The sequence below is a fragment of the Pseudomonas chlororaphis genome (assembly GCA_001023535.1).
GTDB classification, from domain to species: Bacteria; Pseudomonadota; Gammaproteobacteria; order Pseudomonadales; family Pseudomonadaceae; genus Aquipseudomonas; species Aquipseudomonas chlororaphis_E.
In genome coordinates this window covers 2,805,829-2,822,308 of record CP011020.1, presented here as the reverse complement: position 1 = coordinate 2,822,308, position 16,480 = coordinate 2,805,829, and the positions used below count along the sequence as shown (strand labels likewise).

Annotated in this window: 15 protein-coding genes; 9 read left to right on the top strand and 6 right to left on the bottom strand. The window is 62.0% G+C overall.

Going from position 1 to position 16,480, the window contains the following annotated elements; genetic code table 11:
- Window positions 1–79: 79 nt before the first annotated feature.
- The 6 genes from VM99_12435 to VM99_12410 form a co-directional block, all read right to left on the bottom strand.
- The gene (locus VM99_12435) at window positions 80–715 is read right to left on the bottom strand and encodes a membrane protein (GenBank protein ID AKJ98834.1); all 636 of its coding nucleotides are present in this window, start codon (window positions 713–715) and stop codon (window positions 80–82) included.
- Window positions 716–717: 2 nt separating this feature from the next.
- On the bottom strand, window positions 718–1,110 hold the full coding sequence (locus VM99_12430) for a peptidase inhibitor I42 (protein AKJ98833.1): 393 nt from the start codon (window positions 1,108–1,110) through the stop codon (window positions 718–720).
- A 207-nt stretch (window positions 1,111–1,317) separates the two neighbouring features.
- Window positions 1,318–3,732, bottom strand: coding sequence for a Lon protease (locus VM99_12425; GenBank protein AKJ98832.1), 2,415 nt, complete (start codon window positions 3,730–3,732; stop codon window positions 1,318–1,320).
- A gap of 159 nt (window positions 3,733–3,891) precedes the next feature.
- Window positions 3,892–5,205, bottom strand: a complete 1,314-nt coding sequence (locus VM99_12420) for an MFS transporter (GenBank protein AKJ98831.1) — start codon at window positions 5,203–5,205, stop codon at window positions 3,892–3,894.
- A gap of 413 nt (window positions 5,206–5,618) precedes the next feature.
- Entirely contained in the window at window positions 5,619–6,860 is a 1,242-nt protein-coding gene (locus VM99_12415; GenBank protein AKJ98830.1) for a CBS:transporter-associated region, read from the bottom strand.
- Window positions 6,861–6,872: 12 nt separating this feature from the next.
- On the bottom strand, window positions 6,873–7,685 hold the full coding sequence (locus VM99_12410) for a cytochrome C assembly protein (GenBank protein AKJ98829.1): 813 nt from the start codon (window positions 7,683–7,685) through the stop codon (window positions 6,873–6,875).
- 193 nt (window positions 7,686–7,878) lie between these two features.
- On the opposite strand from VM99_12410, the gene VM99_12405 reads away from it, so the two are divergent.
- The 9 genes from VM99_12405 to VM99_12365 all read left to right on the top strand — a co-directional run bounded on the left by VM99_12405 (window position 7,879) and on the right by VM99_12365 (window position 16,399).
- Window positions 7,879–9,255 carry an RNA-binding protein gene (locus tag VM99_12405; protein ID AKJ98828.1) on the top strand — a complete coding sequence of 459 codons (1,377 nt, stop codon included), beginning with the start codon at window positions 7,879–7,881 and terminating at the stop codon, window positions 9,253–9,255.
- Window positions 9,256–9,483: 228 nt separating this feature from the next.
- Window positions 9,484–9,735: a 30S ribosomal protein S16 gene (rpsP, locus tag VM99_12400; protein ID AKJ98827.1), complete on the top strand. Its 252-nt coding sequence runs from the start codon at window positions 9,484–9,486 to the stop codon at window positions 9,733–9,735.
- A 5-nt stretch (window positions 9,736–9,740) separates the two neighbouring features.
- Window positions 9,741–10,277 (top strand): 16S rRNA processing protein RimM, encoded by a 537-nt coding sequence (locus tag VM99_12395; GenBank protein ID AKJ98826.1) that lies wholly within the window; start codon window positions 9,741–9,743, stop codon window positions 10,275–10,277.
- Window positions 10,278–10,279: 2 nt separating this feature from the next.
- On the top strand, window positions 10,280–11,032 hold the full coding sequence (locus tag VM99_12390) for a tRNA (guanine-N1)-methyltransferase (GenBank protein AKK01740.1): 753 nt from the start codon (window positions 10,280–10,282) through the stop codon (window positions 11,030–11,032).
- A 44-nt stretch (window positions 11,033–11,076) separates the two neighbouring features.
- Window positions 11,077–11,427, top strand: coding sequence for a 50S ribosomal protein L19 (locus VM99_12385; GenBank protein ID AKJ98825.1), 351 nt, complete (start codon window positions 11,077–11,079; stop codon window positions 11,425–11,427).
- A gap of 104 nt (window positions 11,428–11,531) precedes the next feature.
- Window positions 11,532–12,428, top strand: a complete 897-nt coding sequence (locus VM99_12380) for a tyrosine recombinase XerD (protein AKJ98824.1) — start codon at window positions 11,532–11,534, stop codon at window positions 12,426–12,428.
- A gap of 287 nt (window positions 12,429–12,715) precedes the next feature.
- Window positions 12,716–13,447, top strand: coding sequence for a protein-disulfide isomerase (locus VM99_12375; protein ID AKJ98823.1), 732 nt, complete (start codon window positions 12,716–12,718; stop codon window positions 13,445–13,447).
- Window positions 13,448–13,579: 132 nt separating this feature from the next.
- A complete protein-coding gene (locus tag VM99_12370) occupies window positions 13,580–14,884 on the top strand; it encodes a homoserine dehydrogenase (protein ID AKJ98822.1) in 1,305 nt (434 codons plus the stop codon).
- A gap of 105 nt (window positions 14,885–14,989) precedes the next feature.
- A complete protein-coding gene (locus tag VM99_12365) occupies window positions 14,990–16,399 on the top strand; it encodes a threonine synthase (protein ID AKJ98821.1) in 1,410 nt (469 codons plus the stop codon).
- The last annotated feature ends 81 nt before the right edge of the window (window positions 16,400–16,480 follow it).

Sequence of the window (16,480 nt, the reverse complement as noted above, 5' to 3'; positions counted from 1 at the left end):
TGAAAAGGCCGGCATTTTAACCAAAAAACCGCTGGGCGCGAGCCTTTGTGGACGCTGGGCGCGCGCATCGATCCTGGCCTCAGACGGGCCGTCGGGTAAAGGCTGACGCCGTGATGCCCCACTGGCCCAGCCAATAGCTGAGGATGATCAGGTAAGGCGCGGCATGGAAGGGCGCGACGAAGCGGTTGATGCCGATCATGCTATCGGACACGACGAAGGCCAGCGCCCCCGCGGCGGCCAGCCAGGCCGAGCGCCGGGGAACCTGGCTGCCCAGGCGCGCCAGCGCTCGCCAGAGCATGGCGCTGATGACCAGGCCATACACGATCACCGGCACCAACAACGGCCCGAGTCCGCCGGACACGAGCAGGCCCAGCAACAGCGCGCCGATGCCCAGCGCCAGCGCCAACGGTAGCAGCGCCGGGCGACGAGTGTCGCTGAGGTAGGCCTTCAGGTAGGCCAGGTGCGCCAGCAGAAACGCACCCAGGCCGAACACGAACAGGTCCCCAGGCCAGGCCAGCAATACGTCGCCCACCAGCGAGAACATCAACCCCAGGCTGATCCAGCGCCGGTATTCGCCAGGCGGCGCATCGTGCAGCCAGCCCAGCAGGGCCAGCACCGGCATGGGCTTGACCAGCAGGCACAACAGCGTGGCGTGCATGGCCAGGCCATAGAGGTAGGTGGCCGCGCCCATCAACGCCAGGATCAGCCAACCCACGGTCAGTTCACCGAAATGGCGCAGTCGAAGGTTTCCACCGGCGGCACTTCCGGTGCCCAGGGTTGCTGGTACGTCAGGCGCAAGCGTCCGGTGCCCGCGGTGAACGCCTGGAAGCGCCAGGTGGACACACCGGCAGCGCCGACGATGCCCGCGTCTTCCGGGTTACGGTAAACCTCGGGGCCAAGGCTTTTCAGCACGCCGCCTGCCGAGTCCTGGATCGTCCAGCGGTACCCGGTGGTGGGGTTGCTGGGCAGACTCAGGATCAGGTTTTGCCCGCTATCGAGCCGCACCGGGCATTGGCTGAGTTTTTCCACGGTCACGTTGTGTTTCGATTGCGTGGCGCAGGCACTCAACAGCGCGAGGCTCAAAGGGACAAGCAGGCGAGTGGGGGACATAAGGGCTCCGGCATTCACGACGAATGGCGAGCATAACCGAAGATGCTACCGGGTGTGTCAGGTGGGGGGGTGTTGTTTCAGATGATCCATTCGCGAGCAAGCCCGCTCCCACACTGGATCATCGCCGTGCACAGATTCTGTGCACGACCTGGTCCTTGTGGGAGCGGGCTTGCTCGCGAAGACAGCAGTGCAGGCGCTACAGGATCCTCAGAACAACACCTTCGCCACATCCGCGAACCGCTTGGCGAAATGCACCGTCATGCCGTCCTTGAGATAGTCCGGCAGTTCTTCGAAGTTGCCCCGGTTGGCGTCCGGCAGGATCAGTTCGTTGATTTTCTGCCGGCGTGCCGCGATCACCTTCTCGCGGACCCCGCCAATCGGCAGCACGTGCCCGGTCAGGGTCAGTTCGCCGGTCATCGCCACGCCTTTCTTCGGCGGTTGGTTGCGGGCCAGGGACAGCAGGGCGCTGGCCATGGTCACGCCTGCACTCGGCCCGTCCTTGGGCGTGGCGCCTTCCGGTACGTGCAAATGCACGAAGGCTTCGTCGAAGAACTTCGGGTCACCGCCGAATTGCTTGAGGTGCGAGCTGACGTAGCTGTAGGCAATTTCCGCCGACTCTTTCATCACCTCGCCCAGTTGCCCGGTCAGCTTGAAGCCGCGATTGAGGGTGTGGATGCGCGTCGCTTCGATCGGCAGGGTCGCGCCGCCCATGCTGGTCCAGGCCAGGCCGGTGATCACGCCGACACCGGACAGCACCTGTTCATTGCGAAACACCGGTTTGCCCAGGGATGCCTCGAGGTCTTTCGGACCGAGCTTGATCACCGCCTTCGGTTCATCGATCAACTTGATCACGGCCTTGCGCACCAGCTTGCCCAGTTGTTTCTCCAACTGGCGCACCCCGGCTTCACGGGCGTAACCGTCGATCAGGGCCTTGAGGGCGCTGTCGCTGATGCTCAGGCTGCCCTTGGCGACACCGGCCTTGGCCAGTTGCTTGGGCCACAGATGCCGCTTGGCGATGGCGACCTTTTCTTCGGTGATGTAGCCCGACAGGCGAATGACTTCCATCCGGTCCAGCAGCGGGCCGGGGATCGAGTCCAGGGTGTTGGCGGTGCAGACGAACAGCACCTTGGACAGGTCCAGGCGCATGTCCAGGTAGTGATCGAGAAATTCGACGTTCTGTTCCGGGTCGAGGGTTTCCAGCAAGGCGGACGCCGGGTCGCCCTGATAGCTCTGGCCCATCTTGTCGATTTCGTCGAGCATGATCACCGGGTTCATCACTTCGACATCCTTGAGCGCCTGCACCAGCTTGCCCGGCTGGGCGCCAATGTAGGTGCGCCGATGCCCCTTGATCTCGGCTTCGTCGCGCATGCCGCCGACGCTGAAGCGGTAGAACGGTCGCCCCAGGGATTCGGCAATGGACTTGCCAACGCTGGTCTTGCCCACGCCCGGCGGGCCTACCAGCAGGACGATGGAGCCACTGATCTCGCCCTTGTAGGCGCCGACCGCGAGGAACTCCAGGATGCGGTCCTTGATGTCGTCCAGCCCGGCGTGGTGCTGGTCGAGTACCTTGCGCGCATGTTTCAGGTCGAGTTTGTCCTGGCCGTACACGCCCCATGGCACCGATGTCGCCCAGTCCAGGTAATTGCGGGTGACGGCGTATTCCGGCGAACCGGTCTCCAGGATCGAGAGCTTGTTCATTTCCTCTTCGATGCGCTTCTGCGCCTGGATCGACAGCGTCTTGCCTTCCAGGCGCTGCTCGAACTGTTCGAGGTCGGCGCTGCGGTCGTCCTTGGTCAGGCCCAGCTCCTGCTGGATGACCTTGAGCTGTTCCTTGAGGAAGAACTGGCGCTGATGTTCGCCGATCTTGTTGTTGACCTCGGCGGAAATCTCTTTCTGCAGCCGGGCCACCTCGACTTCCTTACGCAGCATCGGCAGGACTTTTTCCATGCGCTTGAGCATGGGCACGCAGTCGAGCACTTCCTGCAACTCACTGCCGGTGGCGGAGGTGAGGGCGGCGGCAAAGTCGGTCAGCGGCGACGGGTCGTTGGGGCTGAAGCGGTTGAGGTAGTTTTTCAGTTCTTCGCTGTACAGCGGGTTGAGCGGCAGCAATTCCTTGATGGCATTGATCAGCGCCATGCCGTAGGCCTTGACCTCGTCGGTCGGTTCGCTGGGCTGGTGCGGGTATTCGACTTCCACCAGATAGGGCGGGCGATGATGCTTGAGCCAGGTGCGGATGCGCACGCGGGTCAGGCCCTGGGCGACGAACTGCAATTTGCCGCCTTCGCGACTGGCGTGGTGGACCTTGACCAGGGTGCCGTACAGCGGCAGCGCCGAGGTATCGAAATGGCGCGGGTCTTCCTGGGGCGTGTCCATGAAGAACAGCGCCAGCGAGTGGTGCTCGGACTTGGCGACCAGTTCCAGGGTTTCGGCCCACGGTTCTTCATTGACGATGACCGGCAACACCTGGGCCGGGAAGAACGGACGATTGTGGATGGGGATGATGTAGACCTTGTCCGGCAGGTTCTGGCCGGGCAGGGCCAGGCCAGTGCCGGAGGCGGAATGTTCGATGTGTTCGGCGTCTGCGTAATCGTTCGCGGCTTCAGTAGAGTGCTGGTCGCTCATGGGGCACCTGCGCAATGGAGTATGGGTCTTAGATGGGGCAGGTGGGGGGTGGTTTCAATGGCCGGTGATTGTTAGCAGCTATTTCGTGGAAGCTGTTCAACGTTGTGACAGGTTGCTGTGGCGGGGGACTGCCCTCGCCACAGTGCGGGTGTGAGGGGTTCAGGCGACCCGGTTCAGGTCGTTGTGGCGGGTTTCCTTCAGGCACAGCACCGCGATCACGCTGAGCACGGCAGCGGCCGATACGTAGCCGCCGACGTAGCTCAGGCCACCCATGGCTACCAGTTTCTGAGCGAAGAACGGCGCGGCCGAGGCCCCGACGATCCCGCCCAGGTTGTAGGCCGCCGAGGCGCCGGTGTAGCGCACGTGGGTGGGGAACAGCTCTGGCAGCAAGGCGCCCATGGGGGCGAAGGTCACGCCCATCAGGAACAGTTCGATGCACAGGAACAACGCCACGCCGGCGGTCGAGCCTTGGGTCAGCAGGGGTTCCATGAGAAAGCCCGAGGCAATGGCCAGCAGGCCGCCGCCGATCAGCACCGGCTTGCGCCCGAAGCGATCGCTGGCCCAGGCCGAGAGGGGCGTGGCAGCGGCCATGAACAGCACGGCAAAGCACAGCAGGCCGAGGAAGGTCTCGCGGCTGTAGCCGAGGGTGGACACCCCGTAGCTCAGGGAAAATACAGTCGAGATGTAGAACAGCGCGTAACACACCACCATTGCCGCGGCGCCCAGCAAGGTAGGCGCCCAGTACTGACTGAACAGCTCGACCAGCGGCACCTTTACCCGTTCCTGGCGGGCCACGGCGTTGGCGAACACCGGGGTTTCGTGCAGCTTCAGGCGCACGTAGAGGCCGACGATCACCAGCACCGCGCTGAGCAGGAACGGAATGCGCCAGCCCCAGGCGCGAAATTGCTCGTCGTCCAGGGTCATGGCCAGGCTCAGGAACAGCCCGTTGGCCGCCAGGAAGCCGATGGACGGCCCCAATTGCGGGAACATGCCGAACCAGGCGCGCTTGCCTTTTGGCGCATTCTCGGTGGCGAGCAGCGCCGCGCCGCCCCATTCACCGCCCAGACCCAGGCCTTGGCCAAAACGCAGCAGGCACAAGAGGATCGGGGCCCAGGCGCCGATGCTGGCATAGCCGGGCAACACACCGATCAGGGTGGTGCACACGCCCATCAGCAGCAACGATGCCACTAGCGTGGACTTGCGCCCGATCCGGTCGCCGAAGTGGCCAAACAGCGCCGAGCCCAGCGGGCGGGCGAGAAAGGCGATGCCGAAGGTCAGGAACGACGACAGCATCTGCGCCGTGCCGGAGGTTTGCGGGAAGAACACCGGCCCGATCACCAGGGCGGCGGCGGTGGCGTAGACGTAGAAGTCGTAGAACTCGATGGCGGTGCCGATGAAACTCGCGGTGGCCACGCGTGTGGCGGAGTTCGTCGGCTGGGCAAGCACGGCGTCGTTGCAGGTCGTGGTGGTCATGCAGTTATCCCTGACAGTCATGTGCTCCGTGGGAGCGAATTATTATGGTCGAACACCCAGGGATGTGGGCGGGTATCCCGTCGCTGTTTCGGGTAGGAACAGTCCTGGGGCTGATGCGGATTTTGCCGATGATCTGGCCGGAACCTGCCGGGTGCTGGGTAGGCACGGGGTTCGGGCGAGGGCTGGATAAGCGGGTTGAGTATAGGAAGGAGGCTAACGAATCAACAATACCTATTGACGCCGAAACGAGCTTTTGTGGCGAGGGGATTTATCCCCGTTGGACTGCGAAGCGGTCCCCAAAAGACGTTGCGCCGAATCTTAAGCAACTGACTAACAGTTTGGGGTCGCTGCGCGACCCAACGGGGATAAATCCCCTCGCCACAACTGTATTTCACTTAGAGGTTATTGGGGGGTTAGAGCGCCGCAGGCACCGAACTGTTATGCCACGCCAGCACCTGGCTGACGCGGTTGTCCACGGTTTCGATGATTTCCAGCCGGTAGCGGCCGATCTTCAGGCACACCGGGCTTTCGGGAATGGTTTCCAGCGCTTCGGTCACCAGCCCGTTGAGGGTCTTGGGGCCGTCGCAAGGCAGGTGCCAGCCGAGGGTGCGGTTCAGCTCGCGGATCGACGCCGCGCCGTCGATCATCAGGCGGCCGTCGGGCTGGGGATGCACATGGGGGTTGTCGAGGCTGTGTTCGCTTTCGAATTCGCCGACGATTTCTTCGAGGATGTCTTCCAGGGTGACGATACCCAGCACTTCGCCGTATTCGTCCACCACCATGCCCAGGCGCCGTTGCTGCTTGTGGAAATTCAGCAGTTGCAATTGCAATGGCGTGCTTTCCGGTACGAAGTAGGGTTCGTGGGAGGCGGCCAGCAGGGCTTCCTGGGTCAGGCTGGCATCCGCCAGCAGATGACGGATCTGGCGGGTGTTGAGGACCGCCTCGACCTGGTTGATGTCGCTGTGGAACACCGGCAGGCGGGTGCGTCGGTTCAGGCGCAGTTGCTCGATGATCTCGCCGATCGGGTCGTCGAGGTTGATACCATCGACCTCGCTGCGTGGCACTAGGATGTCGTTGACGGTGATGTTGTCCAGGGCATGGATGCCGGAAATCGGGTGCAGCCGGCCGCCGCTGTGCTCGGGTTCGTGCTCGTTGCGCGGGGGCGTGGGCATTTCGTCGTCGCTCTGCACCACCACGCTGGCCTTGCGGGCAAACGGGCGCAGGAGCAACTGGCTGATGGCGTTGAGCAACCAGGCTAACGGGTAAACGATCTTCAATGGCACGCCCAGCAAGGCGTTGCCGACCCCCAGCACCGAATCGGGGTGGCGGCTGGCCAGTGAGCGCGGCAGGTAGTCGGCGAACACCAGCAGGGCTACGCTGGTGCCGAGCCAGGCGGCCCAGGGGCCGTTCTCCAGCCAGGCGAAAATCGCCAGCAAGGTGCCGATGACCACGGCCAGGGTGCGACAAAAGGTGTTGCACAGAACCAGGCTGATCAGCGCGAAGTTCAGCGTCGCGAGCGGTTTGTCAGTGGCCCGGGAGGCTTTGCGCTGGGCCAGCAGGTGTTGCTGGGCGGCTTCGATGGCGGTGAACAGGGCCGACCAGAGGATCAGCACGACCCACACGGCGAGCAGTGGCGCCACGGGCAACGTATCCATCAGTGCCGTCCGTCACACATGCAGGATGTATTCGCGGACCAGCTTGCTGCCGAAGTACGCGAGCATCAGCAGGCAGAAACCGGCGAGGGTCCAGCGAATGGCCTTGTGGCCGCGCCAGCCCAGGCGGTTGCGGCCCCACAGCAATACGCTGAACACCACCCACGCCAGGCAGGCCAGCAGGGTCTTGTGCACCAGGTGCTGGGCGAACAGGTTCTCGACGAACAGCCAACCGGAGATCAGCGACAGCGACAACAGCGTCCAGCCGGCCCAGAGGAAGCCGAACAGCAGGCTTTCCATGGTTTGCAGCGGCGGGAAGTTGCGGATCAGCCCGGACGGGTGCTTGTTCTTGAGCTGGTGGTCCTGCACCAGCAGCAGCAAGGCCTGGAAGACCGCGATGGTGAACAGGCCGTAGGCCAGGATCGACAGCAGGATGTGGGCCAGGATGCCGGGCTCCTCGTCGATGACCTGCACCGTGCCCGACGGCGCGAACTGCGCCAGCAGCACCGTCGTCAGTCCCAGCGGGAACAGCAGCACCAGCAGGTTTTCCACCGGGATGCGCGAGCAGGCCAGCAGCGTCAGGGCGATCACGGCCACGGCGATCAGGCTGGCGGCGTTGAAAAAGTCCAGGCCCAGGCCAATTGGCGTCATCAGGTGGGTATAAAGGCTGGCCGCGTGGCCGAGCACCGCCAGCACGCCAAGCGTGACCAGCAGGCGTTTGTTCGCCTTGGCGCCGGAGGCCAGGCGAGTGCCTTGATAGAGGGTCGCAGCGGCGTAGAGGCAGGCGGCGGCGAGTGTGGCAAGCAAGCTGGGTGGCAAGGGGAGCATAAATCCTGTTAAGCAGGCCCGAAAGTCGCTGAGTTTGGCATAGAACCCCCGCCACACGAAAGACCGGCAGGTGTACGTTGCACGCTTCTTCGCTATAATCCGCGACCTGCCCACGCCGCAGGCTCGCCGAGCACATTTTTCACGGTCTGGGCCGCCATTATCCCGGTCTCATCTGGGCCTGAAAGGATCGCGCATGTTTGAAAACCTAACCGACCGTCTCTCGCAGACGCTGCGCCATGTCACCGGCAAGGCGAAACTGACCGAGGACAACATCAAAGACACCCTGCGCGAAGTGCGCATGGCGTTGCTCGAAGCCGACGTCGCCCTGCCGGTGGTCAAGGACTTCGTCAACTCGGTCAAGGAACGCGCCGTCGGCACCGAAGTGTCGCGCAGCCTGACGCCGGGCCAGGCGTTCGTGAAGATCGTCCAGGCCGAACTCGAAAGCCTGATGGGCGCCGCCAACGAAGACCTGAACCTGAGCGCCGTCCCGCCTGCCGTGGTGTTGATGGCCGGCCTGCAGGGCGCGGGCAAGACCACCACCGCCGGCAAACTGGCGCGCCTGCTCAAGGAGCGCAAGAAGAAGTCGGTGATGGTGGTGTCCGCGGACATCTACCGCCCGGCGGCGATCAAGCAGCTGGAAACCCTGGCCAACGACATCGGCGTGACCTTCTTCCCGTCCGACCTGAGCCAGAAACCGGTGGACATCGCCCAGGCCGCTATAAAGGAAGCCAAGCTCAAGTTCATCGACGTGGTCATCGTCGACACCGCCGGTCGCCTGCACATCGATGACGAGATGATGGGCGAGATCAAGGCCTTGCATGCCGCGATCAACCCGGTGGAAACCCTGTTCGTGGTCGATGCCATGACCGGCCAGGACGCGGCCAACACCGCCAAGGCGTTCGGCGATGCGTTGCCGCTGACCGGCGTGATCCTGACCAAGGTCGACGGCGATGCCCGTGGCGGTGCCGCGCTGTCGGTCCGCGCCATCACCGGCAAACCGATCAAGTTCATCGGCATGGGCGAGAAGAGCGAAGCGCTCGAACCGTTCCACCCCGAGCGTATCGCTTCGCGCATCCTGGGCATGGGCGACGTGCTCAGCCTGATCGAGCAGGCCGAGCAGACCCTCGACAAGGAAAAGGCCGACAAGCTGGCCAAGAAGCTGAAGAAGGGCAAGGGCTTCGACCTCGAAGACTTCCGCGACCAGTTGCAACAAATGAAGAACATGGGCGGCCTGGGCGGCCTCATGGACAAACTGCCGAACATCGGTGGCGTGAACCTGGCGCAGATGGGCAATGCCCAGGGCGCGGCTGAAAAGCAGTTCAAGCAGATGGAAGCCATCATCAACTCCATGACCCCGGCCGAGCGCCGCGACCCCGAGCTGATCAGCGGTTCGCGCAAGCGCCGTATCGCCATGGGTTCGGGCACCCAGGTGCAGGACATCGGTCGCTTGATCAAGCAGCACAAGCAGATGCAGAAGATGATGAAGAAATTCTCCGCCAAGGGCGGGATGGCCAAGATGATGCGCGGCATGGGCGGTATGTTGCCCGGCGGCGGCATGCCCAAGCTCTAAGGATCCACGCGCCGGCGGTGATGCCGGCGCTGCCCACGGGGACGTGGGATCTCCAGCCAACCCGCCGCCGGCGGGCGCTGACCGCGGCAGATCTGAATGGCAGGCCGGCACTCGCCGGAAAAAGTCATTTGCAAAAGTCTGGATATTCCTTAGAATATGCGGCCTTTCGGGCACCCATGCCCGCTGTGCATTTAGATTTGCAGCACCGACTACAGGAACGATGTTCACATGCTAACAATCCGTCTTGCCCTTGGCGGCTCCAAAAAGCGCCCGTTTTACCACCTGACCGTAACCGACAGCCGCAACCCGCGTGACGGTTCCCACAAAGAGCAGGTTGGTTTCTTCAACCCTATCGCCCGTGGTCAGGAAGTTCGTCTGTCCGTGAACCAAGAGCGCGTAGCCTACTGGCTGAGCGTTGGTGCACAACCTTCTGAGCGTGTTGCTCAGTTGTTGAAGGAATCGGCTAAGGCTGCGGCCTGAGCAATATGAACGCGACGCCAAAAGCGGCTGATGACCTGATCGTTGTCGGCAAGATTTATTCTGTTCATGGCGTTCGCGGCGAAGTGAAGGTGTATTCCTTTACTGATCCGATCAAGAACCTGTTGGACTACAAAGCCTGGACGCTCAAGCGCGAAGGCAGCGTGAAACAGGTGGAGCTGGTCAGCGGACGTGGGAACGACAAGTTCCTGGTCGCGAAGCTCAAGGGTCTCGATGATCGTGAAGAAGCGCGTCTTCTGGCCGGTTATGAGATCTGCGTGCCACGCAACCTGTTCCCTGAACTGACCGACGGCGAGTACTACTGGTACCAGCTGGTAGGTCTGAAGGTTATCGATTCACTCGGGCAACTGCTCGGAAAGATCGATCACCTGCTCGAGACCGGTTCGAACGATGTACTGGTGGTCAAGCCTTGCGTCGGCAGCCTGGATGATCGTGAACGCCTGTTGCCCTATACCGAGCAATGCGTGTTGGCCGTCGACCTTGCGGCAGGCGAGATGAAGGTGGAATGGGATGCGGATTTCTGAACGTGGCTAACTTGCGCGTTGAAGTCATCACATTGTTTCCCGAGATGTTTTCCGCCATCAGCGAGTACGGCATAACCAGCCGCGCGGTGAAACAGGAGCTGTTGCAGCTCACTTGTTGGAATCCGCGGGACTACACCACGGATCGGCATCACACTGTGGACGATCGCCCGTTTGGCGGGGGTCCGGGCATGGTGATGAAGATCAAGCCCCTGGAAGATGCACTGGTTCAGGCCAGGGCGGCAGCCGGGGAAGGTGCGAAGGTGATCTACCTGTCGCCCCAAGGCCGCCAGCTGACTCAGTCGGCGGTACGCGAGCTGGCGAATTCGGATGCATTGATCCTGATTGCCGGCCGTTATGAAGGCATTGACGAGCGTTTCATTGAAGCTCATGTCGATGAAGAGTGGTCGATTGGCGACTATGTACTGTCTGGCGGCGAGCTGCCGGCGATGGTCCTGATCGATGCGGTTACACGACTGCTGCCTGGAGCTTTAGGGCATGTGGATTCCGCTGAGGAAGATTCCTTTACGGATGGTCTGCTGGATTGCCCGCACTACACCCGACCGGAGGTGTATGCGGATCAGCGTGTTCCCGACGTGTTGCTAAGTGGCAACCACGCGCACATCCGGCGTTGGCGTTTACAGCAGTCCCTTGGTCGGACCTATGAACGACGCGCCGATCTTCTGGAAAGCCGCTCGCTTTCTGGAGAAGAGAAGAAGCTGCTCGAGGAATACATCCGCGAGCGGGACGATAGTTAACAACGTATCGATGGTAAGTCCGAGACTTGCCTTAGGAGCACAGCATGACTAACAAAATCATCCTTGCACTCGAAGCAGAGCAGATGACCAAAGAGATCCCTACCTTTGCCCCGGGCGACACCATTGTCGTTCAGGTGAAAGTGAAGGAAGGTGATCGTTCCCGTCTGCAAGCGTTCGAAGGCGTCGTTATCGCCAAGCGTAACCGTGGCGTGAACAGTGCTTTCACCGTTCGTAAAATCTCCAACGGTGTTGGCGTAGAGCGTACTTTCCAGACCTACAGCCCGCAAATCGACAGCATGGCTGTCAAGCGTCGCGGTGACGTACGTAAAGCCAAGCTGTACTACCTGCGCGACCTGTCGGGTAAAGCAGCTCGCATCAAGGAAAAACTGGCTTAAGTCCAGCTTCCGATGCAAAAAAAGCAGCCTACGGGCTGCTTTTTTGTTGCCTGCGATTAGGTCTTTGAGCACCCTGCGTAAGCCTGCATTTTTCACGAGTCTTTATGCCAGCCATCGATCATCCCTTGATAGACCAGTTCCTCGACGCCTTGTGGTTGGAGAAGGGACTGTCCGACAACACCCGCCAGGCCTACCGCAGCGACCTGGCCCTGTTCAACGGCTGGCTGCAGGAACAGAACCTGGAATTGATCAATGCCGGTCGGGAACTGATCCTCGATCACCTGGCGTGGCGCCTGGAGCAGGCCTATAAGCCACGCTCAACCGCACGATTTCTCTCCGGTTTGCGTGGGTTTTATCGCTATCTGTTGAGGGAAAAGCTGATCGCGGTGGACCCGACCCTGCGGGTGGAGATGCCGCAACTGGGGCGCCCGCTGCCTAAGTCCCTGTCGGAAGCCGACGTGGAAGCGTTGCTGGCGGCGCCTGACCTCAGTGAAGCCATCGGCCAGCGCGACCGGGCCATGCTGGAGGTCTTGTATGCCTGCGGCCTGCGCGTCACCGAGCTGATCAGCCTGACCCTGGAACAGGTGAACCTGCGCCAGGGCGTGTTGCGGGTGATGGGCAAGGGCAGCAAGGAACGCCTGGTGCCGATGGGCGAAGAAGCGATTGTCTGGGTCGAGCGCTACCTGCGCGAGGCCCGCCACGAACTGTTGGGCGGGCGTCCCAGTGACGTGCTGTTCCCCAGTCGTAATGGCGACCAGATGACCCGCCAGACCTTCTGGCACCGTATCAAGCATCAGGCCAAGGTCGCCGGCATCGGCAAATCCCTCTCGCCCCACACCTTGCGCCACGCCTTCGCCACGCACCTGCTCAACCACGGCGCTGACCTGCGGGTGGTGCAGATGTTGTTGGGCCACAGCGACCTGTCCACCACCCAGATCTACACTCACGTCGCTCGGGCACGGCTGCAAGACTTGCATGCCAAGCACCATCCGCGGGGTTGAAATCTGCCGCGATGTTGTCAGTGCTGCCGCCATCGCGAGCAAGCTCGCTCCCACAGGGATTGGTGGTGGATGCGTAATTGCGGACCGGCACCGACCAAAGTGTGGGAGCGAGCTTGCTCGCGATGGCGGTGTGTCAGCCTGCATCAATCCTCTAAGCGTCTTGCATCACCGGCATTCGGCCACGCGGGCCTTATGTGGTAGGCTTTGCCGGTTTGCACAGTGGGCGGCTGGAACCCGAATCCAAGGTCGGCGTTTCCCCGTCCCATTTGTTCGCCTCAGGAGTCCTCATGCGCTTGATCCAGATGTTCACCGCCGCCGCCATCGCGCTGGCCAGTACCTTTGCCATCGCCGATGACGCGGCCGACAAGGCTATCCGCAAGAGCCTGGAAAACCTTCAGCTCGAAGTGCCGATCGAAGCCATTTCGGCCAGCCCGATGTCCGGTCTGTATGAAGTCAAGCTCAAGGGCAGCCGCGTGCTCTATGCCAGCGCCGACGGGCAGTACATCGTCCAGGGCAACCTGTTCGAGCTCAAGGACGGCAAGCCGGTCAATCTCACCGAGATCACCGAACGCCAGGGCATCTCCAAGCTGATCAACGGCATTCCGGTTGCGGAAACCGTGGTCTACCCGGCCGTTGGCGAAACCAAGTCCCATATCACCGTGTTCACCGACACCACCTGCCCGTATTGCCATAAGTTGCACGCCGAAGTGCCGGAGCTGAACAAGCGCGGCATCGAAGTGCGCTACGTGGCGTTCCCGCGCCAGGGCTTGGGTTCGCCGGGTGACGAGCAGTTGCAGGCGGTCTGGTGCTCCAAGGACAAGAAGGCGGCCATGGACAAGATGGTCGATGGCAAGGAAATCAAGGCCGCCAAGTGCGAGAACCCGGTTTCCAAACAGTTCGCCCTCGGCCAGTCCATCGGCGTGAACGGCACACCGGCCATCGTTTTGGCCGACGGCCAGGTGATTCCGGGCTACCAGCCGGCGCCACAAGTCGCCAAACTGGCCCTTGGTGCCAAATGATCATGAATGATCCGTTTTTGAAGGTCACGGCTCGGCGAAAACCTTCGTCGGGCCGTTAAACACAAAGCCGCGTTGCTGCGCGGCTGTATTCACGGCCGACCCTTGCGTCGGCCGTTTCATGGGGAGTCAAGAGTGAATCCGGTCAAAGTAGGCATCTGTGGGTTAGGTACCGTCGGTGGCGGCACCTTCAACGTACTTCAGCGCAACGCCGAGGAAATTGCTCGTCGTGCCGGGCGTGGAATCGAAGTGGCACAAATTGCCATGCGCACGCCAAAGCCTCAGTTCCAGACGACCGGTATTGCGATTACCAACGATGTCTTCGAAGTGGCCACGAACCCTGAGATCGACATCGTCGTAGAGCTGGTGGGCGGCTATACCGTTGCCCGCGAGTTGGTACTCAAGGCCATCGAGAATGGCAAGCATGTGGTCACCGCGAACAAGGCGCTCATCGCCGTTCACGGTAATGAAATTTTCGCCAAGGCCCGCGAGAAGGGTGTGATCGTGGCGTTCGAAGCCGCCGTGGCCGGTGGCATCCCGGTAATCAAGGCGATCCGTGAAGGCCTGTCGGCCAACCGTATCAACTGGGTGGCGGGGATCATCAACGGTACCGGCAACTTCATCCTCACCGAGATGCGCGAGAAGGGTCGCACCTTCGAAGACGTCCTGGCCGAGGCCCAGGCCCTGGGTTACGCCGAGGCCGATCCGACCTTCGACGTGGAAGGCATCGACGCCGCGCACAAGCTGACGATCCTGGCGTCCATCGCGTTCGGTATCCCGTTGCAGTTCGACAAGGCCTACACCGAAGGCATCACCAAGCTGACCACCGCTGACGTGAACTACGCCGAAGCGCTGGGCTACCGCATCAAGCACCTGGGCGTGGCACGCAGCACCGCCAGCGGCATCGAGCTGCGCGTGCACCCGACGCTGATCCCGGCCGATCGCCTGATCGCCAACGTCAACGGCGTGATGAACGCGGTGATGGTCAACGGCGACGCGTCCGGTTCGACGCTGTTCTACGGCGCCGGTGCCGGCATGGAGCCGACGGCTTCCTCGGTGGTCGCCGACCTGGTGGACGTGGTCCGCGCCATGACCTCCGACCCGGAAAACCGTGTACCGCACCTGGCCTTCCAGCCGGATTCGTTGTCGGCCCACCCGATTCTTCCGATCGAGGCGTGCGAAAGCTCCTACTACCTACGGATCCAGGCCAAGGACCACCCGGGCGTACTGGCCCAGGTGGCGAGTATCCTGTCCGAGCGGGGGATCAACATCGAGTCGATCATGCAGAAGGAAGTCGAGGAACACGACGGCCTGGTGCCGATGATCCTGCTGACCCACCGTGTGGTCGAGCAGCGCATCAACGACGCGATTGCCGCGCTCGAAGCGCTCCAGGGCGTGGTAGGCCCTGTTGTCCGGATCCGCGTTGAGCATCTGAATTAATCAAAGCTGCAAGCCGCAAGCTGCAAGCTCCAAGTAAAAGCCGATCCGCTGTCAACTTGTAGCTTGCAGCTCGAAGCTCGAAGCTCAAACCAAAGGTTTGCCCCCATGCGCTATATCAGCACCCGCGGCCAGGCACCGGCCCTGAATTTCGAAGATGTCCTGCTGGCCGGCCTGGCCACGGACGGCGGCCTCTATGTGCCGGAAAACCTGCCCCGTTTCACCCAGGAAGAAATCGCCTCCTGGGCCGGCCTGCCGTACCACGAGCTGGCGTTCCGGGTCATGCGCCCGTTCGTCACCGGCAGCATCCCGGACGCCGATTTCAAAAAGATTCTCGAAGAGACCTACGGGGTCTTTTCCCACAACGCTATCGCACCGCTGCGTCAGCTCAACGGTAACGAGTGGGTGATGGAGCTGTTCCACGGCCCGACCCTGGCGTTCAAGGACTTCGCCCTGCAATTGCTCGGCCGCCTGCTGGACTACGTGTTGCAAAAACGTGGCGAGCGCGTGGTGATCGTGGGCGCCACCTCCGGCGACACCGGCTCGGCCGCCATCGAAGGCTGCAAGCATTGCGAGAACGTCGACATCTTCATCCTGCACCCGCACAACCGTGTCTCGGAAGTGCAGCGTCGGCAGATGACGACCATCTTCGGCGATAACATCCACAACATCGCCATCGAAGGCAACTTCGACGACTGCCAGGAAATGGTCAAGGCCAGTTTCGCCGATCAGGGTTTCCTCAAGGGCACCCGGCTGGTGGCGGTGAATTCGATCAACTGGGCACGGATCATGGCCCAGATCGTTTATTACTTCCACGCAGCCCTGCAACTGGGCGGCCCGGCCCGTTCCGTGGCGTTCTCGGTACCCACCGGCAACTTTGGCGATATCTTCGCCGGCTACCTGGCGCGCAACATGGGCCTGCCGATCAACCAGTTGATCGTCGCCACCAACCGCAACGACATCCTGCACCGCTTCATGAGCGGCAACCAGTACGTCAAGGAAACCCTGCACGCCACGTTGTCGCCGTCGATGGACATCATGGTCTCGTCGAACTTCGAACGCTTGCTGTTCGACCTGCACGGTCGCAATGGCGCGGCCATCGCCGGCCTGATGGACAGCTTCAAGCAGGGCGGCGGCTTCAGCGTCGAGCCCGAGCGCTGGACCGAAGCCCGCAAGCTCTTCGATTCCCTGGCCGTGGATGACGCGCAAACCTGCGAAACCATCGCCGAGGTCTTCAGCCAATGCGGCGAGTTGCTCGACCCGCACACCGCCATCGGCGTCAAGGCCGCCCGTGAGTGCCGTCGCAGCCTGGACATCCCGATGGTGGTCCTGGGGACGGCCCATCCGGTCAAGTTCCCGGAAGCCGTGGAGCAAGCGGGTGTAGGAAAAGCGCTGGAACTGCCTGCACATCTTTCTGATTTGTTTGAGAGAGATGAGCGTTGCACCGTGTTGCCCAACGACCTGGCTGCCGTGCAGGCCTTTGTCAGTCAGCATGGCAACCGCGGAAAGCCACTCTGACCGGCTGAACCTGTCACATTTTGAAGCCCGTCTCCTGACGGGCTTTCTTGTTTCTGCATGCCAAACTGATCGGGTTTTCGG

Excerpts from the sequence above, each read along its gene's own strand:
- VM99_12430 (AKJ98833.1), bottom strand. The coding sequence starts at position 1,110 with ATGTCCCCCACTCGCCTGCTTGTCCCTTTGAGCCTCGCGCTGTTGAGT.
- VM99_12425 (AKJ98832.1), bottom strand. The coding sequence starts at position 3,732 with ATGAGCGACCAGCACTCTACTGAAGCCGCGAACGATTACGCAGACGCC.
- VM99_12420 (AKJ98831.1), bottom strand. The coding sequence starts at position 5,205 with ATGACCACCACGACCTGCAACGACGCCGTGCTTGCCCAGCCGACGAAC.
- VM99_12415 (AKJ98830.1), bottom strand. The coding sequence starts at position 6,860 with ATGGATACGTTGCCCGTGGCGCCACTGCTCGCCGTGTGGGTCGTGCTG.
- VM99_12410 (AKJ98829.1), bottom strand. The coding sequence starts at position 7,685 with ATGCTCCCCTTGCCACCCAGCTTGCTTGCCACACTCGCCGCCGCCTGC.
- VM99_12405 (AKJ98828.1), top strand. The coding sequence starts at position 7,879 with ATGTTTGAAAACCTAACCGACCGTCTCTCGCAGACGCTGCGCCATGTC.
- rpsP (AKJ98827.1), top strand. The coding sequence starts at position 9,484 with ATGCTAACAATCCGTCTTGCCCTTGGCGGCTCCAAAAAGCGCCCGTTT.
- VM99_12395 (AKJ98826.1), top strand. The coding sequence starts at position 9,741 with ATGAACGCGACGCCAAAAGCGGCTGATGACCTGATCGTTGTCGGCAAG.
- VM99_12385 (AKJ98825.1), top strand. The coding sequence starts at position 11,077 with ATGACTAACAAAATCATCCTTGCACTCGAAGCAGAGCAGATGACCAAA.
- VM99_12380 (AKJ98824.1), top strand. The coding sequence starts at position 11,532 with ATGCCAGCCATCGATCATCCCTTGATAGACCAGTTCCTCGACGCCTTG.
- VM99_12375 (AKJ98823.1), top strand. The coding sequence starts at position 12,716 with ATGCGCTTGATCCAGATGTTCACCGCCGCCGCCATCGCGCTGGCCAGT.
- VM99_12365 (AKJ98821.1), top strand. The coding sequence starts at position 14,990 with ATGCGCTATATCAGCACCCGCGGCCAGGCACCGGCCCTGAATTTCGAA.